This is a genomic window from Photobacterium sp. S4TG1, from assembly GCF_036040035.1.
In the GTDB taxonomy this organism is placed as follows: Bacteria; Pseudomonadota; Gammaproteobacteria; order Enterobacterales; family Vibrionaceae; genus Photobacterium.
This window is the reverse complement of the sequence record NZ_JAYXUH010000005.1, coordinates 87,402-114,030: the sequence shown is the minus strand read 5'-3', so window position 1 is coordinate 114,030 and position 26,629 is coordinate 87,402. Positions and strand designations below refer to the sequence as shown.

The 26,629-nt window shown below is 34.8% G+C and carries 28 protein-coding genes; 5 read left to right on the top strand and 23 right to left on the bottom strand.

Annotated elements, in window-relative coordinates:
• Positions 1-144: 144 nt before the first annotated feature.
• The 3 genes from VXS03_RS08670 to VXS03_RS08660 are packed head-to-tail and all read left to right on the top strand — an operon-like array spanning position 145 to position 4,072.
• A complete protein-coding gene (locus VXS03_RS08670) occupies positions 145-2,589 on the top strand; it encodes a DmsA/YnfE/YnfF family dimethyl sulfoxide reductase (protein WP_327763247.1) in 2,445 nt (814 codons plus the stop codon).
• Complete coding sequence (locus tag VXS03_RS08665) at positions 2,589-3,218, top strand: DMSO/selenate family reductase complex B subunit (RefSeq protein WP_327763246.1); 630 nt, start codon at positions 2,589-2,591, stop codon at positions 3,216-3,218. Before VXS03_RS08670 ends, VXS03_RS08665 begins: the two co-directional genes overlap by 1 nt.
• Positions 3,218-4,072, top strand: coding sequence for a dimethyl sulfoxide reductase anchor subunit family protein (locus VXS03_RS08660; protein ID WP_327763245.1), 855 nt, complete (start codon positions 3,218-3,220; stop codon positions 4,070-4,072). The genes VXS03_RS08665 and VXS03_RS08660 overlap by 1 nt, the downstream gene beginning before the upstream one ends.
• A gap of 91 nt (positions 4,073-4,163) precedes the next feature.
• Here VXS03_RS08660 and VXS03_RS08655 read toward each other — a convergent pair whose 3' ends face one another.
• The 4 genes from VXS03_RS08655 to VXS03_RS08640 form a co-directional block, all read right to left on the bottom strand.
• Positions 4,164-4,553, bottom strand: a complete 390-nt coding sequence (locus VXS03_RS08655; protein ID WP_327763244.1) for a DUF2541 family protein — start codon at positions 4,551-4,553, stop codon at positions 4,164-4,166.
• A 283-nt stretch (positions 4,554-4,836) separates the two neighbouring features.
• Positions 4,837-5,049 carry a hypothetical protein gene (locus VXS03_RS08650; protein WP_327763243.1) on the bottom strand — a complete coding sequence of 71 codons (213 nt, stop codon included), beginning with the start codon at positions 5,047-5,049 and terminating at the stop codon, positions 4,837-4,839.
• A gap of 93 nt (positions 5,050-5,142) precedes the next feature.
• Entirely contained in the window at positions 5,143-5,403 is a 261-nt protein-coding gene (locus VXS03_RS08645; protein ID WP_327763242.1) for a hypothetical protein, read from the bottom strand.
• A 271-nt stretch (positions 5,404-5,674) separates the two neighbouring features.
• Entirely contained in the window at positions 5,675-6,703 is a 1,029-nt protein-coding gene (locus VXS03_RS08640; protein WP_327763241.1) for an ion channel, read from the bottom strand.
• A gap of 412 nt (positions 6,704-7,115) precedes the next feature.
• On the opposite strand from VXS03_RS08640, the gene VXS03_RS08635 reads away from it, so the two are divergent.
• The gene (locus tag VXS03_RS08635) at positions 7,116-7,421 is read left to right on the top strand and encodes a hypothetical protein (protein ID WP_327763240.1); all 306 of its coding nucleotides are present in this window, start codon (positions 7,116-7,118) and stop codon (positions 7,419-7,421) included.
• Positions 7,422-7,485: 64 nt separating this feature from the next.
• Here VXS03_RS08635 and VXS03_RS08630 read toward each other — a convergent pair whose 3' ends face one another.
• The 16 genes from VXS03_RS08630 to VXS03_RS08555 form a co-directional block, all read right to left on the bottom strand.
• Positions 7,486-7,773, bottom strand: coding sequence for a hypothetical protein (locus tag VXS03_RS08630; RefSeq protein ID WP_327763239.1), 288 nt, complete (start codon positions 7,771-7,773; stop codon positions 7,486-7,488).
• A 56-nt stretch (positions 7,774-7,829) separates the two neighbouring features.
• Positions 7,830-8,072, bottom strand: a complete 243-nt coding sequence (locus tag VXS03_RS08625) for a hypothetical protein (RefSeq protein ID WP_327763238.1) — start codon at positions 8,070-8,072, stop codon at positions 7,830-7,832.
• Positions 8,073-8,201: 129 nt separating this feature from the next.
• A complete protein-coding gene (locus tag VXS03_RS08620) occupies positions 8,202-9,437 on the bottom strand; it encodes a RidA family protein (RefSeq protein ID WP_327763237.1) in 1,236 nt (411 codons plus the stop codon).
• A 113-nt stretch (positions 9,438-9,550) separates the two neighbouring features.
• Positions 9,551-11,257, bottom strand: coding sequence for an urease subunit alpha (gene ureC / locus VXS03_RS08615; RefSeq protein ID WP_327763236.1), 1,707 nt, complete (start codon positions 11,255-11,257; stop codon positions 9,551-9,553).
• Positions 11,250-11,576 carry an urease subunit beta gene (gene ureB / locus VXS03_RS08610; protein ID WP_327763234.1) on the bottom strand — a complete coding sequence of 109 codons (327 nt, stop codon included), beginning with the start codon at positions 11,574-11,576 and terminating at the stop codon, positions 11,250-11,252. The genes ureC and ureB overlap by 8 nt, the downstream gene beginning before the upstream one ends.
• 9 nt (positions 11,577-11,585) lie before the next feature.
• Positions 11,586-11,888, bottom strand: coding sequence for an urease subunit gamma (ureA, locus tag VXS03_RS08605; RefSeq protein WP_327763233.1), 303 nt, complete (start codon positions 11,886-11,888; stop codon positions 11,586-11,588).
• Positions 11,889-12,535: 647 nt separating this feature from the next.
• On the bottom strand, positions 12,536-13,153 hold the full coding sequence (locus VXS03_RS08600; RefSeq protein ID WP_327763232.1) for a YoaK family protein: 618 nt from the start codon (positions 13,151-13,153) through the stop codon (positions 12,536-12,538).
• Positions 13,154-13,393: 240 nt separating this feature from the next.
• Positions 13,394-14,500, bottom strand: a complete 1,107-nt coding sequence (locus VXS03_RS08595) for a polysaccharide deacetylase family protein (RefSeq protein ID WP_327763231.1) — start codon at positions 14,498-14,500, stop codon at positions 13,394-13,396.
• Positions 14,501-14,803: 303 nt separating this feature from the next.
• On the bottom strand, positions 14,804-15,277 hold the full coding sequence (locus tag VXS03_RS08590) for an ankyrin repeat domain-containing protein (protein WP_442957432.1): 474 nt from the start codon (positions 15,275-15,277) through the stop codon (positions 14,804-14,806).
• An 81-nt stretch (positions 15,278-15,358) separates the two neighbouring features.
• Complete coding sequence (locus VXS03_RS08585; protein ID WP_327763230.1) at positions 15,359-16,867, bottom strand: catalase; 1,509 nt, start codon at positions 16,865-16,867, stop codon at positions 15,359-15,361.
• 468 nt (positions 16,868-17,335) lie between these two features.
• Entirely contained in the window at positions 17,336-18,355 is a 1,020-nt protein-coding gene (locus tag VXS03_RS08580) for a transposase (RefSeq protein WP_327763229.1), read from the bottom strand.
• A gap of 142 nt (positions 18,356-18,497) precedes the next feature.
• The gene (efeB, locus tag VXS03_RS08575) at positions 18,498-19,742 is read right to left on the bottom strand and encodes an iron uptake transporter deferrochelatase/peroxidase subunit (RefSeq protein WP_327763228.1); all 1,245 of its coding nucleotides are present in this window, start codon (positions 19,740-19,742) and stop codon (positions 18,498-18,500) included.
• 13 nt (positions 19,743-19,755) lie between these two features.
• A complete protein-coding gene (locus tag VXS03_RS08570) occupies positions 19,756-20,658 on the bottom strand; it encodes an EfeM/EfeO family lipoprotein (protein WP_327763227.1) in 903 nt (300 codons plus the stop codon).
• On the bottom strand, positions 20,651-21,487 hold the full coding sequence (locus tag VXS03_RS08565; protein WP_327763226.1) for an FTR1 family iron permease: 837 nt from the start codon (positions 21,485-21,487) through the stop codon (positions 20,651-20,653). The genes VXS03_RS08570 and VXS03_RS08565 overlap by 8 nt, the downstream gene beginning before the upstream one ends.
• Entirely contained in the window at positions 21,484-21,831 is a 348-nt protein-coding gene (locus tag VXS03_RS08560) for a cupredoxin domain-containing protein (RefSeq protein WP_327763225.1), read from the bottom strand. The genes VXS03_RS08565 and VXS03_RS08560 overlap by 4 nt, the downstream gene beginning before the upstream one ends.
• Before the next feature lie 72 nt (positions 21,832-21,903).
• Positions 21,904-22,461 (bottom strand): iron transporter, encoded by a 558-nt coding sequence (locus VXS03_RS08555; RefSeq protein ID WP_327763224.1) that lies wholly within the window; start codon positions 22,459-22,461, stop codon positions 21,904-21,906.
• A 351-nt stretch (positions 22,462-22,812) separates the two neighbouring features.
• On the opposite strand from VXS03_RS08555, the gene VXS03_RS08550 reads away from it, so the two are divergent.
• Complete coding sequence (locus VXS03_RS08550; RefSeq protein ID WP_327763223.1) at positions 22,813-23,559, top strand: substrate-binding domain-containing protein; 747 nt, start codon at positions 22,813-22,815, stop codon at positions 23,557-23,559.
• Here VXS03_RS08550 and VXS03_RS08545 read toward each other — a convergent pair.
• The 3 genes from VXS03_RS08545 to VXS03_RS08535 are packed head-to-tail and all read right to left on the bottom strand — an operon-like array spanning position 23,531 to position 26,363.
• The gene (locus tag VXS03_RS08545; RefSeq protein WP_327763222.1) at positions 23,531-24,298 is read right to left on the bottom strand and encodes an ABC transporter ATP-binding protein; all 768 of its coding nucleotides are present in this window, start codon (positions 24,296-24,298) and stop codon (positions 23,531-23,533) included. The two genes, VXS03_RS08550 and VXS03_RS08545, sit on opposite strands and share 29 nt — an antisense overlap.
• Positions 24,298-25,296 (bottom strand): FecCD family ABC transporter permease, encoded by a 999-nt coding sequence (locus VXS03_RS08540; RefSeq protein ID WP_327763220.1) that lies wholly within the window; start codon positions 25,294-25,296, stop codon positions 24,298-24,300. Before VXS03_RS08540 ends, VXS03_RS08545 begins: the two co-directional genes overlap by 1 nt.
• Positions 25,293-26,363, bottom strand: coding sequence for an ABC transporter substrate-binding protein (locus VXS03_RS08535; protein WP_327763219.1), 1,071 nt, complete (start codon positions 26,361-26,363; stop codon positions 25,293-25,295). Before VXS03_RS08535 ends, VXS03_RS08540 begins: the two co-directional genes overlap by 4 nt.
• Positions 26,364-26,629: the final 266 nt, after the last annotated feature.

Below are 26,629 nucleotides of genomic sequence, written 5' to 3'. Positions count from 1 at the left end.
TTCTCATAATCTATTAATTTACATCGTTAAGTTAATAATGCGTTGAAACTATCTTACATATATTGACATAAAACAATAAATGATAATTTTATAAAGGCATACTTTCTCCTCACAAAACAAAAAGCAATGTCTTAAGGGGATAATGTGACAGATTCAAAAAAGCCACTTAGCGTCAGCCGTCGTAGCGTGCTAAAAAGTGGGTCTTTATTAGCAGCCGCTGCTGGAGGAATGTCCCTACCATTCACTAGCGTTAAAGCGATTGCCAAAGAAACCCCAGCAAAACCCGATGAAAAGATTGTGTGGTCATCATGTACGGTGAACTGCGGTTCTCGCTGTCCTTTACGTATGCATGTCGTTGATGGTGAGATAAAATATGTTGAAACGGATAACACAGGTGATGATGTTTTCAACCATTCTCATCAAGTCCGTGCCTGTCTACGTGGCCGTTCAATGCGTCGTCGTGTCTACAACCCTGATCGCCTTAAATACCCATTAAAACGTATCGGTAAGCGTGGTGAAGGTAAATTTCAGCGTATTAGTTGGGATGAAGCATTCGATATTATTGGCAACAGCTTAAAACATACCATCAAAGAATATGGTAATGATGCGGTTTATCTTAACTACGGTACAGGCACACTTGGTGGCACTGTGACGAAAAGTTGGGATCCATCTAGCACGCTAATTGCAAGAATGATGAACCTTTGTGGTGGTTACCTAAACCATTATGGTGACTACTCAGCAGCCAATATTGAGCGTATGAGTGACTTTTTCTACGGTTCATTTATTGATAACAACAGTGTTGACGATGTGCAAAATGCTGACTTGTGCATTATGTTTGGTAACAACCCAGCTGAAACGCGCATGTCTGGTGGTGGCCAAGTTCATAGTTTTGTTGATGGCCAAAAAATCAACCATACCCGTACAATTTGTATTGATCCTCGATACACTGATACCGCTGGCGGTCGTGAAGATCAATGGGTTCCAATTAAACACGGAACAGATGCCGCTTTATGCGCCGCTATTGCCCATGTATTAATTGCTGAAAATAAAGTTGATCAAGCTTTCCTTGATAAATATTGTGTTGGTTATGATGCCAAAACATTGCCGGCATCAGCACCGAAAAACGGCAGTTACAAAGACTATATTGTCGGTAATGGCGACGATAAAACACCAAAGACTCCCCAATGGGCTGCGCCTATTACAGGTATTCCTGCTGACATTATCATTAAATTAGCCCGTGAAATTGGTAACTCAAACCGCACTTACATCACGCAAGGTTGGGGATTACAACGTTCAGCTAATGGTGAACAAGCTTGTAAAGCAATCATGATGCTGTCACTTCTGCGAGGCCAAGTGGGTCTTCAAGGTGGTGGTACAGGAGCACGAGAAGGTAGCCATAGTTACCCTTTTGTTCGTTTCCCTAAAGTCGCTAACCCGGTAAAAGCCTCTATCCCGATGTTCCTTTGGACTGATGCGATTTTCCGTGCTCATGAAATGACCGATAAAACAGACGGCATCTTAGGCGCAGAAAAACTCAAAAATCCGATTAAATTTATCTGGAACTATGCTGGTAACTGTTTGATAAACCAGCATTCAGATATCAACCGTACCCATGATATTCTACAAGATGAAAAAGCCTGTGAAATGATCGTTGTTATCGATAATCACATGACCTCATCCGCTAAATATGCAGATATTGTTCTACCTGACTGTACTACATCAGAGCAATCTGACTTCTGTATGGATGGTGCTGCTGCATCTATGCCTTATTTCATCTTCGCTAGCCAAGCCATCAAACCCCGTTTTGAATGTAAGCCAATCTACGACATTATGTCTGGTGTGGCTAAGCGTATGGGTGTTGAAAAAGCCTTTACTGAAGGACGTACTCAAGAGCAATGGTTACAGTGGATGTATGCTGAAACTGTTAAGCAAAATAATGACGCAAACTTACCTGATTACGACACAATGCGTAAACAAGGGATCTATAAGAAACAATTTGATCGTCCGTATGTGCCATATGAAGATTTCCGTGCCGATCCCATTGCCAATCCACTTGCAACACCATCAGGAAAAATTGAAATCTATTCCGAACAGCTAGCAGTTATAGCAAAAGAATGGACCCTAAGTGACGATGAAAAGATCACTCCTATCGCTGAATATCATTCAACGTTTAATGGTTGGGATTCAAAAGATCGTGAACAATTCCCGCTGCAATTAACGGGTTTCCACTATAAAGCTCGTGCCCATTCAACTTATGGCAACGTTGATATTTTAAAAGCCGCGGCGCCACAAGAATTATGGATGAACCCTATTGATGCGACTCCTCGTGGCATTAAAAATGGCGATCTTGTCAGTGTCCGTAGTAAACAGGGTGAAGTGAATGTTCGCGTAAAAGTAACACCTCGTATTATGCCCCATGTTACCGCTCTTGGAGAAGGCGCTTGGTATTCACCTAATAGTAAAGGTGTCGATCAAGCAGGTTCAATTAATGTATTAACCACTAGCCGTCCAAGTCCATTGGCGAAATCTAATCCATCTCACACCAACCTTGTTGAAGTGAAACTTGTGAAAAGCATGGGAGTTGCATAATGACACCGAAAAAACAATACGGCTTTTACATCGATTCAAGTAAATGTACGGGTTGCAAAACTTGTCAATTATCGTGCAAAGACAATAAAGATCTAGGTATTGATCGTAACTTCCGTCGAATCTATGAGTATGTTGGAGGTAACTGGAGTGAGAACAATGGTGTATTCCGCCAAGATGTTTTCTCCTATTACCTATCGATTTCATGTAATCACTGTGATGATCCCGCTTGTACAAAAGTATGTCCGTCTGGCGCAATGCATAAGCGTGAAGAAGATGGCTTAGTGGTCGTTAATGAAGATGTTTGTATAGGCTGTAAATATTGTCATATGGCATGTCCTTATGGCGCACCACAATATAGCGAAGAAAAAGGTCATATGACCAAGTGTGACGGCTGTTTTGAACGCGTCGCTGAAGGGTTAATGCCTATTTGTGTTGATAGTTGCCCACTGCGTGCGATTGAGTTTGGCGAGATCGGCGAATTACGTAAAAAATACGGCACTAACGCTAATTGTGCACCATTACCTGATTCAAACATTACCCATCCAAACTTAATCATTAAGCTAAATCCAAATGGTAAACCCGTTCATGATACCAGTGGATTTCTACAAAACCCTCGGGAGGTAAAATAATGTTGTATCCTGAATTACCTTTAGTCGTGTTTACTGTGCTGGCACAAACTGCTGTTGGTGGCTATATCACTATGGCTGGCCGTTTATCTCAAATGGACTCAACAGCAAAACAGCGTCAACCACTAGTGCTTAGTATGTTTATTTTATGGGCTTTTATGGCCTTAGGTTTCGCCGCATCAACCATGCACCTTGGTAGCCCTTTACGTGCATTTAATGCATTAAACCGTGTCGGTCACTCAGGTTTATCAAACGAAATCCTAACCGGTAGTTTATTCTTTGCTTTAGGTGGTATTTATTGGCTTGCAGAACTGTTTAAAATAGCAAGTGAGCATGTATTAAAAATCGCCCGTATTGTTGTTACTATTGCTGGTATTATTTTTATGGCAGCGATGATCAAAGTCTATTTGATCAATACCGTTCCGGTATGGGATAGCAGTTTTACTTATGTTGAGTTTATTGGCACTGTATTAATGTCAGGTGTATTACTTGGTTACGTGCTATTGAACCTAACAGGTGCTGCCAGCCCTACACTAAATGCTAAATTAGCCACATTTGGTGTCGTGATAATCTTACTTCATCTTGTGATAACAGCGTGGCAATTAGTGAGTATAGCTGAAATAACAACGTCAATTCAAACAGGTGCCGAGCATTTAGCTATCTACTCAGGTTCAATTATTACCCGTTTAATCTTACTCGTTATTGCGGGTGGTTTGTGGTTATTCTCTGCATTTAAATCATCACAAACGACATCTGTTACGGCTCTAAGTAGCCTTGCTTTTGTGATTATGTTTGCTGCAGAAATCATCGGACGAGGCGTGTTTTACGGCTTACACTTTACCGTAGGGCTATTATAATTTAATCGATTATATCAAGTTTAGAATAACGAAATAATAATGCCATATTGCCTCATCTATCAGTGTCACAGATAAGGCATATGGCTTTTTTTTAATCTTTTTGACGACCGTAAACTTTAACACCAGCACGTGTACCGTCAGAATTGCCGTACACCTCTAACTTCTTCACACAACGTTTGTATGAAAACTTACGCCAACTTGTTTCCTGGTTTTTCTTCAGATCACGATAAAAAGAGATATTACGCGTTTCACCATTTCTAAACGTTACTTTAATACGTTCTAGATGTAAGTTACGCTCTGCTTTAACTTTAATGGCATCGGTATTACGACACACTACTAATGGTATTTTTGCGCCATGCTCACCGATTTCAAGTAAAATAGTACGTCCAAGTGTAATTTGGTCATAGGCATGTGCTGCAGACATGCTGCCAAAAAAACTTACAGCAACAAACAGATAAGAAACCGCTTTTTTTATAGTCATGATCTAATTAAATAAATGAACGAGAAATGGCCGCTATCGTAGCCTAAATTCACAAAAAAACGAGTCATCATTTAAAATTTTAGTAAAACAATGATCACACATTGCTATTACCAATATTTAATAATGCGTCAATATTAACTATAAAAAATAATCTCCATTGATTTTCATTGTTAATTAAACATTATAAAAACATTAACCCCATTTATTTAACAAACTTGACGTGTTTTTATTTATTAAAAACGATGAGTTATCTGATAACCCATCGTTATTTATTAATCTATTATTAAGCTGCTGTTTTATTATTTAAGTATGATTTAACAGCTCGAAAGCTTGCCGCAAAAGTGAGACCTATGGTAATTAGTGGAAAAACAAACATCAGCGGTTTTAGCGTTGTCATAATCGCCATAGCAGGTTCTGTCGTTGGTTGATAAAGAGGAACATAGTAGATAATGCTATAACTAAAAAAACGGTTGCGACAATCACACCAAATAGCCATGATTCATCCGTCAATTGAGCAAAAAGTCTTCCATAACGTTCAGCGCCTGATTTACTTATACCAACCAATTTCACCCTCCTTTATTATTTTTATTTAGTTACGGTATAAAGTAACAATATGTTGTGTACTAAATTCAACCATATCGCCATTAACAAACGTAACTAATCCAATATCGGTGCTATCGTCAATCACTTCCCCTTTAATGATTTCTGAATGGCACTCTATAATCTTCACTTTGATTTCATCACGATTTGAACGAAGTTTTACGGTTTCTCCCACTTCAATCGGCTTATAAATATCAACCGGTGCTTTTCCAAAAAAAGATCTCGGCCCTTTTACATCATCCCACTGCATCGTCATTTCCTTATGATGAATACCTACAAACTTACCTTTATTTCATTCTAATATCGCAAGAATAATTTATATAATCGTTTTATTATCACTTTCATTGACTCTTTAATTAACAATCTAAGGCTATAATTTATATAACTAAATATTGCATCATGTTAATCATTACTAAACAATACAAACCTAGTGGCATATTATTATCTGTAAATTGTTTAAGAGTATATTAAACAAAAGCTGTTCTGTGACTAATCCCACAAAATCACAAGTGACTTATGTGCTACCAAACTAAATCAATAATACGTTCATCAGCAATGTAATAAACAATATCGCCAGCTTTCAATATTGTCGTTAAACTAGGATTAATCTCACAAGTTTTACCTTGTTGCTGCACTGCAATTATGATAGCTTCATGATGCTTTTTAAATGTGTAATATATTGATTCTAAAGTGATATCAACAATATTTTCAGGAACCTCAATTGAGTATTGAGTTTGACCTTTATGTGCACTTACCAACTCAGAATGAATAAAACTTGAACCTTTATCTATAACTGATTTAGCCACTAATTCCGTTGATAATGAGGAGATACATTCTGAATTAGGACAGTATTTATGTAACAAATCTCGTTTAATCGCATCATCAAAGTGCGCCACTAAATGTGCATCACTATTTTGTTCAGCAATAAATAAACTCACGGTTAATGTTGCATCGTCTAAATCAGTATCTACAATTACAGCACTGGCAGTTGAAAGACTGGCACGTTCCATTTCAATAGCATCTGTAAATGAATTAACCCGTACAAAGTGTACATCAGTATCAAAGGGGGATTCATCATATTCACAAGAAACCACCACGACTTCACGTCGCCCTTGTTCTTCCCTTTTTAACATCTCAAGTAAATGAGGTGTACGACGACTATTAATACCTATAACAATAATATGATTATCTAAATTCAAATTTTGTTTACCTCTTCGATTTGCACGCCAAAAATCAGTAAAAAAAACGGCTATTTTACCAATTGATAATGCGAATAATCCTACACCACACGGAATAATAAATAAGGCTGCAAATAGTTGTCCTTGTGCTGTTATTGGACTTAAATCACCATAACCAACAGTACTACTGGTCGTCACTATATAGTAAATAAAACGAGCTATTTCATCAGTTAAATGTGCTTCATGCGTAAAAACCAATCCAAACCAACTTAGTACCACATACCCACTGACAAGTAGCATTAATGTATATCTATTAATGGCCATAAAATGCTTATCAATGATCTGTTTTATGAGCTTTAATAGCGTATGCATATCCCTTCCCTTTGATTTATATAATGTTCATAGTGTAGCGAATACTAACGCCACTGTATGTTGCCATGGGTAATATTTGTGAGTGTGATACACAGTCATGTCCTTTCTTCTATCTAACCATATAATCACTTTATTCTAACTAAACTTTTATTTTTTGATTAAATTTTAATCACCCATATGATTTTTAACTGTTCGATCTTGATCTTTTAATATTTAAATTTTCAGGATTTATTTAGATATTTGCGTATCTTTATTTACTTATCATTATCTTATGAGTGTTTTTTGAATTAATATCTAATTTAATATAAATTATTAATAATTTGGCTTCGTTTTCTTATTTGCAATAGGTGGGTAATTAGAATTACAATAAAAAAATAATTTATTTATGTAAAATCAATAAGAAATATTAACTATGTATTTTAAAGTCACAAACTTAAATAATCTCTCAGATATTGAACTTGAATTTAGTATTTTAAACAGCTCTAATCTCATTGGATTATCTGCATTTGAGCGCTATAATTGCATTCGGTTAGTTCTTGCTATTTTAGATTCATCAATTCAAGCAATAACGGATATTTCATTTGATAAAGTATCCATCATCATTAATAAAGATGAAATTATACATACCGTAACTTACACTCAATTAACCAATAAATTTTACTATTCTAGTTGCCAATATAATAACAAACATCCTGCTATTTTAAATTTTCTTGAGTAAAAAGCAGTATGCCGATAACTATTTAATTAATAATTATCGGCATACTGCTTTTTAATGTTTAATATTATCCGTAAATTTCTATCTTTTCAGGGTAGTAATATTCGCCTTTATCATCATAAGCCTGACGTTCAGAACAAATTGATACGGTTCGAAAAGACACAGAATTACACTCAAGACATTGAATTATTTGGTTTTTACAATTCCAATATACATCTTCATCAGCTGTAGTCGTACCAAATTGCTCAATTGAGGCTAATATGTAATGTTCGGTTACCTTAATGCACTGATTACACATTACGTGATGCTTACTTTTATCACAGTTAATAACATTAGTATCATATATTATATTCATGATTATATTCTCTGGATACTTTTACTCTTTTCTCTTCATTATTTACATCAATAAATCTATTTTACAATTTGTTGCTTATCTAACCATCTTAAAATTGTTGAATGTGCTATTTGAATATTTGCATTCGTAATTAACCACCGTTGAAGTTCAGCAACGCTAGCCCCCGCTTTATAAAGTTCTAATAATTCATATTTAAACTTATCAAGTCTAGATACTCTATTAACAGATTTTCGATTGCGAATAGCTTTCGTTTGAGCCTTCAGTGCTAATAACTCTGATGCTACATTAAAATCAGACATTAACTCTCCATTTATAATAACTGAATGGTTGAAAAAGTAATACATAGTCCACAATATCGCCTCAAAATAATTACAATTCTTTTAAAATGAGGCGATTTTTAAATTTTTTAGTTTATATTGTGTTCTATATTATTGAGGGGGTGTACTTTCACAATTAGATACAACTATATCCATTTGAATAAGAGCATCCATTGGTATTGCAGATACACCTATAACAGTTCTGGCAGGAAGTGCCTCTTCAAAAAATGATGTATAAATTTCATCAACAAGATCAATATCCTGTATATTTTTAAGCTGAATATTAACTTTCACAATGTCATCCATAACATGATCAACACTTTCGATAATAGCTTTAATATTATTGAGACATTGCTTTGTTTGCGCTTGTATATAGCCATCTACAACTGTTAACGTTTTAGGATCTAATGGCAATTGCCCTGAAATATGATTGTAATGAGAAAATGCCACTGTATGCGAATAAGGCACTGCTGGTGCATTTACACTATTACTTGCTTCGATAACAAGTAAGCGACTATCTTCAGGTAATTGTGGCGGTGTACCATCGCCATGTGATACCACAGTGTCAACTTGTAATAATGCACCTACAGGTAAATCCTCAACAACAACGAAAGTTCGAGCTGGAATATAATCACCAAAAAATGTATTACAAACATTATTTATAATGTAAACATCTTTAACATTTTTAATATAAATCGTTGTTTTCACTACATCATCAAGAACATGATCAATACTATGTAATATAGTCTTTATATTATTTAAACATTGCTTTACTTGTGCTTTAATATCACCATTAATAATTTCATTCGTTTTAAAATCTATCGGTAATTGAGACGATAAATTATTATAATGAGAAAATGCGACTGTTTGCGTTGCCATCTTATCACTTGGTGCATTATCTGTATTTCTAGAGACTTTAATTAATGCACAAGGTTGTTGTGGAGCGGTTCCATCTCCATTTGAAATTAACGCATCTATCTGTATTAACGCATCATCATCAGGTAAAGCCTCAATAACAGCAACAGTACGTGTCGGTAAAATATCATTGAAAAAGGTTTTGTATACTTCATCTATTATCTTAAGATTAGAAATATCTTTAATAAAAATATGAATTTTAACCACATCATCCATGGTATGATTAATTTTTTCAATAATGGCTTTAATGTTATTTAAACATTGTGTAGTTTGTTCTTTTATACCACCTATAACCATTTTCCCCGTATTAGGGTCTAGCGGTAATTGAGCTGATATATTATTATAATGAGAAAATGCAACACTTTGAGTTGAGACTAAATTTTGGGGTGCATTTTTCGTATTTCGTGAATTTTTTATAATATTATGTGCCATATTATATTTATCCTAAAATAGTTTATGTATTATTATTTGTTTTTGAATTATTTTATAAGGTAAATAAGAAAAGCAGAGTATATAAAGTAATTTTTTCCATTTTTAATTTTTATCTAAAATAACATATAGTTTTGAGCTAATGGTAATTCATACATTGGTTCACATTCTAAAAGCTCACCATTTGCCCACACACTAAATGTTTTAGGATCTACTTTAATTTCAGGGGTACAATGATTATGAATCATATCTTGTTTTGATATATTTCGAGTATTCTTAATACCACTAATAATTTTTTGTAACTGTAACTTTTCAGGAAGTCCTGCATCAATCGCGGCTTGAGACATAAAAGTAATCGACGTCTTCATTTTCGCTTTGCCGTAAGCCGCATACATTGGGCGATAATGAACAGGTTGTGGTGTAGGTAACGCACCGTTAGGATCTCCCATTTCAGCCATTACAACCATACCACCTTTAATAATTAATGATGGCTTAATACCAAAAAATCCAGGGTCCCAAAGAACAAGATCGGCTAATTTTCCACATTCAACCGAGCCTACATCATGAGACAAACCATGAGTAATGGCTGGGTTAATGGTGTATTTAGCAATATACCGTTTGATCCTATTATTATCTGATTTACTAGAGTCTCCTTCCAATGCACCTCTTTGAACTTTCATTTTATGAGCTGATTGCCAAGTGCGGCTGATAACTTCTGCAATTCGCCCCATAGCTTGAGAATCAGAAGTCATTAATGGAATAGCCCCAATATCATGCAAAATATCTTCAGCCATCATGGTACCCTTTCTGATTCGCGATAATGCAAAATCCAAATCTTCAGGTATTTTAGGGTCTAAATGATGACAAACCATGATTAAATCTAAATGCTCATCAACGGTATTAATTGTATAAGGCATTGTAGGAGTAGATGATGATGGAATAATATTATTCACGCCACATGCTTTTAAAATATCAGGAGCATGACCACCGCCAGCACCTTCAGCATGATAGGCATGTATAGTGCGATCATCTAAAACATCTACCGTATCTTCAAAAAAGCCACTTTCATTTAAACTATCAGTGTGTATCGCAATTTGAATATCGTATTCTTCAGCCAGTTTTAAGCTTGTATCGATGGTCGCTGGTGTACACCCCCAATCCTCATGTATTTTTAAGCCCACAGCACCCGCTAAAATATGTTCTTTTAATGCTTCAGGCTCACTGCTGTTCCCTTTACCTAATAAACCCACATTAATTGGAAGTTCATCAATAGCTTCAAGCATGCGATGCATGTTCCAAACACCAGGAGTCATATTCGTTGCAAGGCTTCCTGCAACAGGGCCAGTACCACCACCAATTAATGTTGTTAAACCACTGGATAACGCTTCTTCTACCTGCTGTGGACAAATAAAGTGAACATGCGTATCAACACCACCGGCTGTAATGATTTGTCCTTCACCTGCAATAACCTCTGTGTTCGGACCAATAACAATATCAATATTCTCTTGAATATCTGGGTTACCCGACTTCCCAATCCCAACAATACGACCGTCTTTAATACCAATATCAGCTTTAACAATTCCCCAGTGATCAATAATAACCACATTGATAATAACAACATCAACACAATGCTCACTCGTTAACTGGCTTTGCCCCATTCCATCACGAATGACCTTACCGCCACCAAACTTCATTTCTTCGCCGTATTGCGTAAAATCTTGTTCTATTTTTGCCCATAATTCAGTATCCGCTAATCGAATGCTGTCACCAACGGTTGGACCAAACATTGAAATATAATCATTTTTTTGAATAATATTAGTCATTTTTTTGTCCTGCTTTTTGTACAAACTTCCCTTGAAAACCTGCGATGTTTTTTGCTCCAGAAAATTCGACTAACTCTACATCCATTTTTTGTCCTGCAAGTACTCGAATTGACATACCTGCAGCAATATTAAGATGGTAACCTTTTGTCAGTTCACGATTAAATTTCAGCGCATAGTTTGTTTCATAGAAATGATAATGTGAGCCAATCTGAACAGTTCTATCACCACAATTTTCAATAGAAATCGATATTGTATTTCTATTTTCATTAATACAAATTTCATTTATTTGTTTATTACAAATAATTTCACCCGCAATCATTGCTATCTCTTATTTAATTGGATTATGTATGGAAATTAATTTAGTGCCATCAGTACAAGTACATTCAACTTGAACATTTACAATAAGATTCTTTATTCCTGGGCGAATGTCATCAGCGCTTAATAACGTAGTGCCATAATCCATTAATTCAGCAACAGTTTTACCTTCCCTTGCACCTTCGACAATCATTCCAGAAATATAAGCAACCGCTTCTGGATAATTTAATTTCAGATTATTGTCTTTACGCATCTTAGCTAATAAAAATGCTGTAAATAACATAAGCTTATCTTTTTCTCTTGGCGTTAACTTCATTGATTTATTGTCTCAATATTTTATTAATAATGAAAATTATTTAACTTTTATAAATTTAAATCAAGCACTAATGTTACTCTTATTTAATATTGATTGTTGCACTTATAACTTAAGGTTTTTATATAACACATCAATAAACTCAAATAACAAGAACAGAAATTTATGCCTCAATAAATTATAAGCATATTATTTAATAACTTATAATAATGGCACAATTAATCACGCATATTTTTGCATCTACAGATATATTAATTAGTTATAAATATAAATAATTAAATAATTAGAGGTTTTTTGATTACACCTAATATTAGGCTTAATTGTCCTTTCGCAAATAAATTACATCTTTATTTAATTACTAGCAAGTAATATATATATCAAAATAATTAAGTATTTCACACTTTGAGCGCAAAACTAAAAAATGCGCTTTAATAATATTAAAATCATTATGATTAGATCATTTTTATTCTTTTATATAAGCAAAAAAAAATTGATAATTAATTTATTAACAAAATATTAACATTAAAGATGGCAAAATGAAAAACAAACAGAATTAAGTTATTTTGTATTAAAAATCAAATGGTTAAGAAAAACAAAAATATATTATCAAAACAAAACCAAGCCAATAAGCATGCTTGTGCATAGTAAGACTAATCTTCATTCGTCAAATCTTTTAACCAAAAAAGGAGCCCTGCAATGCACAAACTTAACACGGTTGGTACAACTAATGCATAACTTAATGAGAACGTCATCAATTGACTGCCAACAATCGCGCCAATAAAAATAGACAGCCATAAGCAAAACTGTTTAATAAAAATGTTTTTATCACCTTGCCCCAATAACAGCATTGCAAACTCCCGTCCGGTATTGGCAAGAAAAGCTGTCGCAAATGTTAGTGGCATTGCTTTACTGATAGTGATCCTTAATGCAATGTTTTGTATACCCATAGCAAAAGCTAGTATAAAGTTCGTTACCATAGGTATAGTTATTGGTTCGATAAATACAGTACTGCAGAGCAAGACAGAAACAGAACTCATCACTAACCAACGGTAATTGTTTTTCTGCAATACAGCAATCATTTCACCGACAGTGATACCAGTAACAAACAGCAAAATCACCCCTATATAAGACATTGATTGCCCATATTGATGGTTAGAAAGCAACATCGCTACATGCGTTGTATTGCCACTCATAAAAGAGACAAATAAACCATTTTTAAGATGAATAAAGCCAATAGCATCAACAATACCGGCTAAGAACAATAACATGAAGGGCATCGCTGCCAGAGTAGCAGACTTAATTACGGATAGATTCAATGGCTTATAAGGTCTATAGAAATAATAATGAACTAAGTATTACATTTATTTTATATATTTAACATACAGCGAAGTATCAACATATGAACAGATTAGATACCGACAACATAACTCGCCCGTTTTTGATGTCAAAAACATTAAAATGGCGACTACATATATGCACTCGCCATAAAATAATAAAAAGAATTTATCTTATTTACTTAAAAACTCTTCAATTTGTTCAGAAGTAAGATCAATACCCATTTTATAATATTCACTGATCTGACTAGCAGTTACAAAATAGGTATTTGGATATGATGCTTTAACTTCATCGATAAATGCATTTAAGCCATCCACTTCAGCAGGAATAGATAAAGACTGGCGATGTAAATAAATACCAAAGGGTGGTCGTGACGTATCATTATAATGATTTAAGAAATTTTCCATCCAAATGTTCTTCGCTTCATCAGCAGTACAACTTTGATTACAAGCACCAAATACAGTATCCATAACATTTACAATTTTGCCATTGATGTATTTGTGACCCATAAATAATTGATTACTTTTAGGCTGTGTTGCTACGGTATATTTAGGATAACCACCATCTTCCCAATTAAACTGCTCTTTTTGAGTAAAATCACAATGTACGTTATCCCAACCACCAGGTGCTGATGTACAATGTCGAACACCTTTTCTTGGTAACGTTTTCTCTGGTGGTGCAGACAATGAAGAATCATAGTTAATATTTAATTGATTCATTATTCCTTGTAAGTGGCTTAAAGAAACATTCTTATTATCTCGATCCCAGCCACTGCTGTTTGTATCTAAAAATGGCGCTCTAAAGCCTTTGATTTTATCGTTAGGAACCCCTGATGCCACCAAGAAGTTATAATTATTTTTTAGCTCATTTTCAATTTGAACTTGTGTTAACGGCTCACCTTGATTTCCCGATGCAATAGCAGGATGAGAATAAGTATGTAAGGCAAACTCGTGCCCTTTCTTATATAGATTATTGATAGATTGAGGGTTACTTACACATTGAGGATTACCTGTTGTTAAGCCATCATCATTAACACAAACAATATCAAGCATGGATTCATCATATATCCACCCGCCGGCTTGCTGCACAACATTGACATAAAATGTTACAGGAATAGAACTATTCAATTGAGCAACACTTTTTTCCATCTCCTGGTTCACACCATCATCAATACTAATAACAACAAATTGTGGCTTATTAGTTTCTATTGATGCAAAAGTAGAAAATGACACTGTTGTTAATAAAAGACATACTAAATGTTTGTTTTTCAAGCTGAACATAATGACCTTAAAAATATAAATAAATTTCGGGGGCATCATATATTAGTATGCATCACGTTCAATATTATATATGTAATAGATTATGTCGGTTTTAATTGATATGTAACATTTAGCATATTAGTTATATGTAAGCTTATGATTAGACTAATTATATAACATATTAATAAGTGTAACTGCTTTCATATCTAATATATCAAAAACTAAACAGCCATATTATCTCTAAAAAACTGATACAAATCCCACGAATTAAACGTTAAATAGTAGTGAGAATCTCATTGTAGAAATGAATAGTTAATTGATTACCTACAACGTCGGTTTTTTAAATGTTTCTAATACTTTTTGTTGTCCAAATAAAGTAGCAAACTCTGTCAGACTTAATCCTGATTTATTTCGATGATCACCATAACTGCAATCAGCCTTATATAACGTTTTAGCTATTTTCACTTCACCTTTGATTAATGCCCCCATAAATGCAGTATTTCCTCTTTTGTCTTCAATACAAGCATTAGCACCTTCTTTAAGTAATAAATCAACTGATGATTCATGACCGTAATAAGCTGCAACCATCAATGCAGTATAACTCTGAGCATTAGGCTCATTGATAGGAAATCCAGCATGAATAAATTCATTTAGTACTTCATTATTTCCAACTCTCGCAGCGTCAAAGAATAATTCGATCAACTGCTCAGAATCTTTTTTATGACTATCTAAAGCCATTGCGAAATTTGATACAACTAATAGCAAAAGAGAAAATGTAATATAAACAATATTTTTCATTTCCGTAGCCTCTAAAAAGAAGAAACTTACAAAGATACTAATCGGGGGGAATTAGCAAAACTCTTTGTAAGTTAATATTATTTAATGATTTTTGTTAATTATTTTTTCTAATGGAATATGCGTTGCTTTAGCTAAGCGCATGCCATAGTTTTCATCAGCTAAGTAAAAATAACTCACCATTTTAACTTTTATTGCTTCATTATTAACTTTATTTAAATCACCAGAAAGATTATGAATAAGATCTGTTTTATCTTGCTCACTCAGACTTCTATAAAAAACACCTGCTTGATAAAAATCACGCGGATTTGCGATCGCTTTTTGTTGAATCATACCGCTGAGTTTTGTTTCAACATTTTTATACTGCGGATCTTCTGATAATTTTATATTATTACTTGGTTCATAGTTAATATTTGAATCATTTTTAGCGTTATTACTAAATCCATCTTGATTATAATTATTCACCTGAGCTAATGGACGATTTATCGGTAACTGAAATTGATTTACTCCAACACGATGCATTTGCGTATCAGCGTAAGCAAACAAACGCCCTTGTAATAATCGGTCTTCAGATGGTTCAATACCAGGAATTAAATTAGATGGTGCAAAAGCTGCTTGTTCCGTTTCTAAAAAGAAATTATCAGGTACACGATTTAAGGTCATCGTGCCAACTTTTTTATCCGGAATATTTAACCATGATTTAGTTGCATCTAATCCGTTATATTGAAGTTTACTCATTTGCTCTGGGGATAATACTTTTACATATAGATCCCATTTAGGATAATTACCAGCCTTTATCTCTGTGTACAGATCGTTGGTTAAGTGGTTAAAATCTTTCCCCTGAATCTCAGCAATTTCATTTGGTCTAAGGCTTTTTACACCTTGCTGGCTTTTCCATTGAAATTTAACATAGTTAACATCGCTTTGCTTATTAATCCATTTATATGCGTGAACACCAAATCCATCCATCGTTCGATAACTAGCAGGTGTTCCTAAATTACTATAAACCCATGTCAGCATATTAGTAGCACTAGGTTCTAAACTAAAGAAATCAAAAAAGCGGTTTGGATCCTGTATATTAGTAATTGGAGATGGTTTTAAAGAGTGAACCATATCAGGAAACTTAATCGAATCACGTATAAAAAATATCGGTAAGTTATTACCAACTAAATCCCAATTTCCTTGTTCAGTATAAAATTTTGTCGCAAAACCTCTAGGATCCCGTAACGTTTCAGGAGACCCCTTAGAATGGATTACAGTTGAAAATCTAACAAAAACGGGAGTTATCTTCCCTTTCTCAGCAAAAGGAGCAGATGATGTTAAATTAGAAAAATCTGATGTTGCAACAAACTCACCATGTGCACCTGTACCTCGAGCATGAACAACACGCTCTGGAATACGCTCTCTTGCAAAACGCTGAAGTTTTTGAATGAGCTGAACATCCTGAAGAAGTACTGGACCATTTGCACCAGCAGTTATTGAATTCTGATTATCGCCAACAGGAGCACCATTATCTCTCGTTATTGTTTGAGCTTGTAATGATCCACTAACTAACACTGTCGTTATTAACAATATATTATTTGACGTTCGCATAATTATTTCCCTTATAAAAACATTCCATTAACACACATATCTATACCTAACGAATTTTTACTTCGTGGCAAAAGTATATTGATATAACTAAAATGTATAACTGTTAATACCAATGACACTAATAGGAATTAACAATGAAATTTTTACAGGAAAATCAATGCCATTAATCTTTAATCACAAAGATAAGACAAAAGAGAAACAAATACTTAAGGAGAATTTTTTACTCTTGATGGACTAAAACAGCATTAGCAAACAACATTAGGACAGCCAGATCTTTTTGTCAGGACAGCCACTCCTTTTTATACAAAAATAGCTACAGCGCACCAAATAGAGTGCCGCTCAATGGCCTTTATGGTTAATGCCTTATCACCTAAAACTAGAAATTAGCTATTTTCTGTCTAGCAAGATCGTAAAGTCCCACAATAAAGATTATTGCGGTGAGTAACGTCTTCAATCAGATACTGTTTATTAATTAGGGTGCAATTTTTGACTGGCTATTTTACCTTTACACCAACGACCACCAAAATATTGTTGGAATGCACACATTCGCAACCATTTACCGCTCGCATTGGTATAATGCTCCATAAAGTCATCACTATTATCTAGCCACGCTTCAGCATTGACACCCATTTGTTGTAATAATTTAGGTTGATTCATTGGAATTAAGCCTTTTTTATCCTCACGAATATTACGACCAGTCCAATCAATCAGCTCTAAATAATCAGCAAAAGCAAATTGGATCCCTATCTGCTTAGCCTGATGTTCTGCCCCAATGAAAGGCAATAATCCAATTTTAGAATGCTTAACTGATGATGAATTTGAAGCTGTTTTTTTTATTATAGCTGTTTGATTATATTCCACGATTCGCTGTTGAATTGAAGTAAAATCAGAATCTTGCAACGATGTCGTTAATCCTGCACGGATGGGATTTAAATCAACATACATCATACAAGAGAGCAATGCTTGTTCGTCTAACAGCGCTTGAGATTTAAATCGTCCCTCCCAAAATGCACCAGTACATTCATCTTCTTTGTTGGCTTTACGTGCGATTTCTTCATTTAAACACCGCATAAACCAACTAATGCTGCCTAATCGTAACTGCCATTCTGCAACTAATGTTGATAAAGCTTGTTTTTTATCTATATCGACATCACCATTATTAACAAAATCTACCGCAATAGGATGACCATTAAATAACTGCAACCAACGCGAAATAACCTCTTGAGGTGATAACGCCTGTTGTTGCTGTATATCGATCTTTAATACTAAATGATAGTGGTTATTCATGACGGCATAAGCGCAAACATCAATACAAAACACCTCGGACAATTGCTTGATTTTATTAACGATCCAGCCACGTCGATGTTGATAATTCTTACCACTATATGGATCATCTCCACACAAATAAGCCCGCCGAACGCAACGATTAATAATATGATAATACGGGGTGATTTGAGGTTCGATTAATTTACGTCTTGAGACAGTCATTTCTTCCACCATAAGCAACTTGAAGCTTAAGTGTAGTGGCTTATTGAGAGTCTGCAATGTATTGGCTGTCCAAGCTTTTCTAGCTTTTGTTAAACAATTCGTGTGGCTGTCCAAGTTAGACCATGCTTTTGTTTCTTATGTGTTAAACAACCTCACCAAGCAACACTTGACCAAGATACTCCCCCTTAATTTTCACTCCTGGAAGTACAAAATAATAACTGCCGCCAAAGGGTTTAATATAACGTTCTAGCGGTTCGCCATTGAGCCTTTTTTGAGTATCAATAAAACCTGTTTGAAGATTTTTTTGGTAGGATACAAAAATAAGTCCCATATCTAACATACCAAACGTATTTATGCCTAGTGAGTAACTGTAACTACGACGGCGTAATTTTGCCGTGTACCTCTCTGGACTACGAGGCTCAGCTCTGCGCATATGTGAATTAAACAAAATACGATCCCCGTGTGGGTCTGTCTCATATTTAGGCGAATCATGCTCGTGCTGCATTCCAATAGGAGCACCTGTAATTTTATGGCGACCAAAATCATTTTCTTGATCTTCTAAGGGTGTCCTATCCCAAAATTCAAGATTAAAACGGATTAAACGAACTGCTTGGTAGGAACCACCAACACACCAGTTAGGTTCTTTATCTTTATCCGTAACCCATACTAACTCATCCATCAAATCAGTATTATCAGCAGGAGCATTGCCAGTACCATCTTTAAACCCAAATAAATTTATCGGTGTTGTTTTATTATCAATATCACGTGACGGTAAAAACCCATCCATTTTCCAGCGTGGAACCATATACATACTCGTATGCTGTAAAATATCACGCAAAGCATAAACCACACTCTCAGGACTATTTGCACAAATCTGTAACCCGATATCCCCTCCGCACCAATGAGGATCAAGTTGGTCATTAGGAAAGCTTTTCATTGCTACTAGGTGACGTGGCTTTAATTGCGTTAATCCAAATCGAGAATCAAACAAGCTCGCCCCTAAGGAAACGGTGATGGTTAATGAATCAGGATCTAAGTGCTCGCCCAACATTCCAGACTCTAAAGGAGGCATCTTATCAATTTTATTCACAGGTAAATTTTCAGATTGCGTTAAATAAGCAATTCGAGTCGTCAGCACTTTAAAGAGCATCTTAAGCTCAGCTAATGTCATTGCTGTTACGTTAAAACTAATAAATGAAACATTTTTTTGCTCTTTCGTAATCACTCCTGCTTGATGTAGACCCTGAAAATCAATCTGCTGTTTATAATGACTTTCAGCCTCACGCTCTTGTGCTGCTATTGCTGGAACAGTAAGAACAGCACTACCAATCGCCAATGTTTTTAATGCATTACGTCGAGATAATTTAAAACTTGATAGTGTTTTCATTTCATTTATTTCCTTATTTTGAGTACTCATACTTGTAATACACATCAAGGTTTAATGTTGCCCTTAGTGTTGCTAATAAATAGGCTTGTTGTGTTAAAACAGAAAATAATGCTGCTTTATCTTTTAAACTTAAATCGTTATAAGGTTTATACTCGTTAGTATTAAGTTTATAGCTCTCTATAATTCCAATTATTTTTATATAATTTTTCATTATTGGCATTGATGTTGAGTGTGGTACGAATAACATTATTCTATCAAAAATATATTTAGAACCTTCTATATTAGCGGCAATATCAGTCAAATCAGAATTACTGTAGATATTTTCTTTACCGGCAAGCTTAGTTTCTAATATCATTTCAATAAAATCAGATGACGACTGAATCAGTTTTACAATATCAACCTGTTCTGTTTCAAGTCTTCGTTTTATATCATTTACGTTCATCAACAATTCATCAACAGCGATCAAAGTCGCTTTTATGTTATGTTGATTAAATAATAGATATTCAACCAGATGAAACCCCTTGAAACGGTAGTCTGTTACGCCGTCAAGAAAATCACTAGAGCGAGAATTAATAATCCGATCGGTATGACCAAATAATCGAATAATAGGCCGAACAATTTCATAATATTGATGTGCTTGAATGTAAGCCTTCTGAGCTTTCATCACATGATTATCTTTTAAGTTCTGCTTTAAATTATTTAACTGTAAAATCGTATTGCCAATATTTTTAACTGCATAGGTCATGTAATCCGTGGTTATTTTCCGGTATTTTTCAGGGGTAGGAATATCACCTTTAGCAATAATAATCTCATTACCTGTTTGTACAGGGGATCGTAAAGCCTTTGCAATAACGTTTTGTGAAAAAAACAGCCCAAACATTAGATAAACAATGGAAATGCTTGCTTTATTACGCATGCTTTTTTCTCCGTACAAACAAGGCTACAATAACAACCCAATACGAAACAAATACAATAACACTAAGCCAAATAGGTTGTGAACGATAACCAAAAAAAGCATTTAGTAAATTGCCAACAATACCAGAATCATCAATAAATCCGGTCGTATTCCAAGCCGGTAAATAAAGAAAATCAGGAATAGAATAATCATATTCAAGAAGCAGATTGATGATCTCTTCTGCGCCTTTAAGTAATAGTGACACCGCAAGGAATAACAGTAAAACACCAGTGGTATTAAAGAATACTCGCCAAGGAACATGATGATTTATCAATGAAAATAGATACAATGTCAGCGCAGCAATTACGATTCCCCCAGCGACTTCTGCAAAGAAATCAACAGCATTATTCGCATTAAGAGACATGATAAAACCAGAAAGGAACACGACTATTTCACTACCTTCACGAGCAATCGCAATTGCAACAATAAAAGTTACCCCCCACCAATTTCGTTTTCCAGTTTTCTGTTCTAATCCAGAGACAATGTCAGATTTCATCGAATGACTATGGCTATTCATCCAATAGACCATCTGCACAATTAACACACAAGCACTAAGCTCCATAAATATCATAAACAACGATTGGCCAGTGTCATTTAAAACATTAAAAACGCCATAAATGAGCAGTGCCAATAAAATAGAGCAGCTAATACCAATAACTACCCCCCCCCACAGATAACGTAACCCATTACGACTATCAATATGCTGTTTAATCCAGGCGTAAATAATGCCAATTAATAACAAAGCTTCTATACTTTCACGCCAAATTACAAATAAGATTTGTCCCTTCATTGGCTTTGCTCTTTAGCTATGATCTTTCCATGTGGTTGATTTAAATGAAAGTCATCAAAAAAGGTATACGTTCCTTTTCTAAGCGGAGCAATAATCACGACAGAACTCGCGCCTGGCGCTAACACCTTTTCTTTTCGTAATTGAGTACTTTCAAATTCAGCGGGTTGGTTACCTGTATTTGAAACTTTAATACGAATAATTTTATCAATCGGTACATTTAAAACAGAAGGGATAAACTCACCATTATTAATTTTCAAATAAACTGTATATTTTTCGGCAGCGTAAGCAGATATTGGTGAAAACAAATAAAATGATAGAATAATAAGTGATAAATACTTTTTCATTTTGCCTCAATATTAACTTAATAAACAAAAAGAAGGGAAGCAGATCCTTCCCTTGTTATTTACATATGAATATTAATAACTGCCTTTACGTCCAATACCTGCATAATTAAATTCCCAAGATACATCAAAAGGCTTAAACCAAGGTGCTACACCAGTTTCTTTATCAATATGGCGGAAAAAAGGTGCATTTTTATTATATGATGGTGGATAAATGGTAAAGCTCACTTTATATTTTCCTTTTCCATCGAGTTTAATATTTTTACCATAATGAGGGCCATCACTGGCAACCATTGGCATAAACATACCCGACTGAGTGGTTTCTTTCTCTCCTAATTTAGTGACCGAATATTTAATAGTTAAATATGGAATCCAATCTCCTTCCGCAAATCCATTTGGGTTTTCATCAACGGAATGTATATCTGCCTCTAAATGAATATCAGCCTTATCCGCGGATAATTGATCCATATTATTACCAGCACCTTCCATATCCATAGTAATTGGCTGTAAATAAACCCCTTGAATTTCCATTCCATCTTTAATTGTGGGCTGGCCTAAAGGGTATTCTTGAGAAATGGCAGTAGCTGAAAACAAAATTAAAGTCGATGTGATTACGATAGGTGTTTTTTTCATTATCTATTCCCTGATTGACTACAATAAAGGTGGTAATGATATTGATTATCGTTACGATCAATCAACCATTATCGTCAAACCAGAATGAAAACTAAGTTTTACAAAAAAATCACAATTAGCCATATTGCTTTACCTAAATTAACGATTAGATATATAACAATCAATGAATTATGTTATTAATTTTATAAATAATGATATCCCCTTAGCGTAATAAATATCGATAACTAGTTAACAAATAATCTTTTTATAAATACGATTATATTAATAATAAATATTATACATAGCGATATTTTAAGCATAATATATTTATATATTGTTAATCACGCTATTTTAAACGATTGGATAGCCATTATGAAAACTCAACAACCCGCTATAAAAATTTTCGCCGCAGGTAGCCTTAGTGCAACAATGGCTAAAATAAAATCACAATTGGAACAATTAACCCAACGTTCAATAACATTTACTTTTGGCCCAGCGGGCTTATTATGTAAAAACATACAATCAGGCATGGACTGTGATCTCTTTCTATCTGCAAATATGGCTCATCCACAACATTTACAATCCATTGCGACAATGAAAAACATAATGCCTTTTTGCCACAATAGTCTTTGCTTAACCATTGCCCGTCGTCATTATCAACCACATAAAACATGGCTCGATTATATTAGCGATCCAACATTATTATTAGCGACATCAACACCAAACTGTGATCCTTCTGGTGACTATACGTGGCAATTATTTGACAAAATAGCGCAGTACAATAAGCCATTAAGTGACTATCTAAAAAAAACAGCGCTACCTCTGGTTGGTGGAGTTAATACGTTAACCGTACCTACAGAGTACACCGCTGCGTCGTTTCTTATTCAGCACCATAACATTGATATATTTATCGGTTATTCTCACTATCAATCGATTCTAACAAGTGATCCTGAATTAATAGTGATCCCTATTCCTGCTCAAGATAATATTTTTGCAACTTATGGCCTTGCATATAACGATGAACTTGCTCTTCCTATTGTTAATTACTTACTTTCAACTTCAGGGCAACACTGCCTTCAACAAGCAGGTTTTAATTCAATCCATCAAACAATGGAATAATGGTTTGATAAGGTTGTTGATCAACAATAAAAGTCGCTTGTTTAGTATTAACACCATAAGCTTGTTGAAGATTAGATAAATTCAATATTTTCTGACAATTACCAAATAACCATTTTCCTTGAGGCAATAATAACAACGCTTTATCTGCGACTAATAACGCATGACTAGGATCATGAGTTGTAAATATTACACACTTATTATCTCGGCGAGCCAATGTTTGCAGTAATCTCAATACTGTTTGCTGATTATGTAAATCTAATGCTGATGTAGGTTCGTCTAATGCAATCACGGCACAATCAGCCACTAATGCGCGAGCAATTAAAACCAACTGTTGCTGACCACCTGACAACTGCGTAAAAAGACGATTAGCGAGTGATGAAATACCTAAATCAGCCAGTACAGCTAAAGCCCGTTTTTCATCATCACCGGATGGTTGAAAGAACAATCCTATTTTTTGCGCCACCCCCATTAATACAACGTCAATTACATGATAACAAAAAGCGAATGCACACGACTGTGGTACAAAACCAATTCCACCGCAAACAGAAATATCACCAGCAAGCGCCGATTGAATATTCACAAGGTTATGTAATAGTGTTGTTTTTCCTCGACCATTAGCCCCTAAAATGGCACATACCTCACCTTGATGACAAACAAAATTCATTGGTGAAAAAAGCGGAACATTCGGTCCAAATTGTAATTGATCAACCGTTAAACGAATCTTCAAATGTGATGTCATTATTGTTGGCCTCTTTTTTCTCTGGCCAGTAAAAAGATAAATAATGGTGCCCCCAATAACGCCGTAATAATACCTAAAGGAATTTCAGCCTGACTTAGTGTTCGTGCAATATCATCCACAATAATCATAATCCCTGCCCCCATCCAAAACGACATAGGTAATAATCGTCGATGATCAGCACCTACAACTGACCGCGCTAAATGTGGAACAACTAATCCTATCCAACCAATACTTCCACTAACGGCTACTTGAGCCGCAATTAATACTGCACACAATAATAATACCCATTGTCTTAATCGAGTGACCGATACACCTAACGATCTGGCGTCGATATCTCCTAAGGACAAAATATTAATACGCCATCGTAATTGGTATAACACGCTACCCGCGAGAAATAGTGGTATTAATAGTAATACTACTTTGTGCCAATTAGCGGTTGCAAAACTGCCTAATAACCAAAAAACAATACTGGGTAATTTTTCTTCAGTATCAGCAAGGTATTGAACTAAATTTACCAAAGCCGCAAAAATACCACTTAAAACAATCCCAAGCAGAATTAGCATCAATCTGTCATTTTTGCCTAATAAATTAGCCAATACATAAATGATCACCAGCGCTAATAAGCCAAAAACAAACGTCGCCCCCATCATTAAAGCCGTAGGAAAACCCAGTAATATTGCTAAAGTGCCACCAAATGCAGCACCAGAACTCACACCTATAATATGTGGATCAACAAGAGGATTATGAAAAACACCTTGTAATATTGCACCACTAAAGGCCAAACAACCACCAACACAAAGTGCAATAACAATGCGAGGTAAACGAATAGACCAAAGAACATGATGAGCTAAACTATCGTTTAAAAATGGATGTGAAAACTCATAGTAAAGTTGAGATAGTGATAACGGATATTGACCTAACGTTAATGAAAACATCACAATCATCGTAACGGCTATCACCGCAATAATAGTGTCTTTTTTATATAACGAATATTTCATTGAATATAAGCAGTACGATAAAACTGACGGTAATAACGCTGAACTTTTTTATTTAAATCAATATCTTTAAATAATTTAGGGTACAGTTTCTTTGCCATCCACCACTCACCCAATGCGATAGCTTCTGGCATAGGGTATCCCCACGCTTTAGCATATTCAGGCATCAAATAAATTCGCTGATTTTTAACCGCATTAACCCACTTAAAATTAGGTTCATGATTAATTTCTTTTATAACATCAGGGAAGCGATGTTGAACAAAAATAACCTGTGGGTTCCAGGTTAAAATTTGCTCCATCGCAACTTGGTGATAGCCTTTTAATGTCAATGCTGCAACATTATCGCCACCAGCACGCGCCATCATCACCCCCGTATATTTCCCTGAACCATAAGTGCTTAAATCCGGGTTTGCCATATAAACATGAATTCGCTGACTAGGTTTAATTGTCGCTAACCGCTGCTTCAATTGATTTTGCTGTGCAAATGTAGCATCAATCAATGCTTTACCTTGTTGAGGCTTATTAACCACCGCGGCAATTAGCGGTATTCCTTCAACTAACCCTTGATCATAAGCCGATTCGTCGTCTTTTAACGTTGGATTTAGCTTACTTCCTTCTGAGTTAGGAGCATGACGTAAAGAAATAGCAATAACCGGAATCCCTTCACTTTCAATCTGCTTAATCATTTCAGCGGGAGCGTAATTAGCAACAAAGACCACTTGAGGACGCGTTGCTAAAAGGCTCTCGATATTAACCTGAGTTAAGTCCCCAGGCGTTGGCATAGTAACCAGTGACGGTGCTAAACGAATATAGCCTTCACCTAGTTGTTTTTTCCAACTACGTTGAATACCAACAACCTTATTTAAAGCATCTAATTGATTAAGAATATTCAGCGTTTGATGCTGTAAAACGACAACACGATTAACATTATCGGGTATTTCAACCAAACGCCCTAGTTGATCGATAATATGACGAGCAGCATAACTAGAAGGTGAATTAATCAATAAAAAAAGGAATACAGTTATGTGTAACATATGATAACGCGGAGAAAAAAGCTTATTTTTAAACATAGATTCAGTTCATTAAAACGATATATAACAAACTATACATCGATATTTTTAATCTTTCAATTTAATTTATTCAACGTGGCTTTTTACAATCAAGTTTTACATAAAATAACTAATTATATAAATCCCTTTTTATATAGACATCAATAATCCGCCATAAAATAAATTAGCTTTAAGCCTCATTAAAAATTCTTATTAAAGTGATAATAACTATTAATTATTATTATCAAAATAATGACGTTAATATTGTAGCGGTAACAAATAAGTCT

Excerpts from the sequence above, each read along its gene's own strand:
- VXS03_RS08665 (WP_327763246.1), top strand. The coding sequence starts at position 2,589 with ATGACACCGAAAAAACAATACGGCTTTTACATCGATTCAAGTAAATGT.
- VXS03_RS08660 (WP_327763245.1), top strand. The coding sequence starts at position 3,218 with ATGTTGTATCCTGAATTACCTTTAGTCGTGTTTACTGTGCTGGCACAA.
- VXS03_RS08655 (WP_327763244.1), bottom strand. The coding sequence starts at position 4,553 with ATGACTATAAAAAAAGCGGTTTCTTATCTGTTTGTTGCTGTAAGTTTT.
- VXS03_RS08650 (WP_327763243.1), bottom strand. The coding sequence starts at position 5,049 with ATGGCTATTTGGTGTGATTGTCGCAACCGTTTTTTTAGTTATAGCATT.
- VXS03_RS08645 (WP_327763242.1), bottom strand. The coding sequence starts at position 5,403 with ATGCAGTGGGATGATGTAAAAGGGCCGAGATCTTTTTTTGGAAAAGCA.
- VXS03_RS08640 (WP_327763241.1), bottom strand. The coding sequence starts at position 6,703 with ATGCATACGCTATTAAAGCTCATAAAACAGATCATTGATAAGCATTTT.
- VXS03_RS08635 (WP_327763240.1), top strand. The coding sequence starts at position 7,116 with ATGTATTTTAAAGTCACAAACTTAAATAATCTCTCAGATATTGAACTT.
- VXS03_RS08630 (WP_327763239.1), bottom strand. The coding sequence starts at position 7,773 with ATGAATATAATATATGATACTAATGTTATTAACTGTGATAAAAGTAAG.
- VXS03_RS08625 (WP_327763238.1), bottom strand. The coding sequence starts at position 8,072 with ATGTCTGATTTTAATGTAGCATCAGAGTTATTAGCACTGAAGGCTCAA.
- VXS03_RS08620 (WP_327763237.1), bottom strand. The coding sequence starts at position 9,437 with ATGGCACATAATATTATAAAAAATTCACGAAATACGAAAAATGCACCC.
- ureC (WP_327763236.1), bottom strand. The coding sequence starts at position 11,257 with ATGACTAATATTATTCAAAAAAATGATTATATTTCAATGTTTGGTCCA.
- ureB (WP_327763234.1), bottom strand. The coding sequence starts at position 11,576 with ATGATTGCGGGTGAAATTATTTGTAATAAACAAATAAATGAAATTTGT.
- ureA (WP_327763233.1), bottom strand. The coding sequence starts at position 11,888 with ATGAAGTTAACGCCAAGAGAAAAAGATAAGCTTATGTTATTTACAGCA.
- VXS03_RS08600 (WP_327763232.1), bottom strand. The coding sequence starts at position 13,153 with ATGTTATTGTTCTTAGCCGGTATTGTTGATGCTATTGGCTTTATTCAT.
- VXS03_RS08595 (WP_327763231.1), bottom strand. The coding sequence starts at position 14,500 with ATGTTCAGCTTGAAAAACAAACATTTAGTATGTCTTTTATTAACAACA.
- VXS03_RS08590 (WP_442957432.1), bottom strand. The coding sequence starts at position 15,277 with ATGAAAAATATTGTTTATATTACATTTTCTCTTTTGCTATTAGTTGTA.
- VXS03_RS08585 (WP_327763230.1), bottom strand. The coding sequence starts at position 16,867 with ATGCGAACGTCAAATAATATATTGTTAATAACGACAGTGTTAGTTAGT.
- VXS03_RS08580 (WP_327763229.1), bottom strand. The coding sequence starts at position 18,355 with ATGACTGTCTCAAGACGTAAATTAATCGAACCTCAAATCACCCCGTAT.
- efeB (WP_327763228.1), bottom strand. The coding sequence starts at position 19,742 with ATGAAAACACTATCAAGTTTTAAATTATCTCGACGTAATGCATTAAAA.
- VXS03_RS08570 (WP_327763227.1), bottom strand. The coding sequence starts at position 20,658 with ATGCGTAATAAAGCAAGCATTTCCATTGTTTATCTAATGTTTGGGCTG.
- VXS03_RS08565 (WP_327763226.1), bottom strand. The coding sequence starts at position 21,487 with ATGAAGGGACAAATCTTATTTGTAATTTGGCGTGAAAGTATAGAAGCT.
- VXS03_RS08560 (WP_327763225.1), bottom strand. The coding sequence starts at position 21,831 with ATGAAAAAGTATTTATCACTTATTATTCTATCATTTTATTTGTTTTCA.
- VXS03_RS08555 (WP_327763224.1), bottom strand. The coding sequence starts at position 22,461 with ATGAAAAAAACACCTATCGTAATCACATCGACTTTAATTTTGTTTTCA.
- VXS03_RS08550 (WP_327763223.1), top strand. The coding sequence starts at position 22,813 with ATGAAAACTCAACAACCCGCTATAAAAATTTTCGCCGCAGGTAGCCTT.
- VXS03_RS08545 (WP_327763222.1), bottom strand. The coding sequence starts at position 24,298 with ATGACATCACATTTGAAGATTCGTTTAACGGTTGATCAATTACAATTT.
- VXS03_RS08540 (WP_327763220.1), bottom strand. The coding sequence starts at position 25,296 with ATGAAATATTCGTTATATAAAAAAGACACTATTATTGCGGTGATAGCC.
- VXS03_RS08535 (WP_327763219.1), bottom strand. The coding sequence starts at position 26,363 with ATGTTTAAAAATAAGCTTTTTTCTCCGCGTTATCATATGTTACACATA.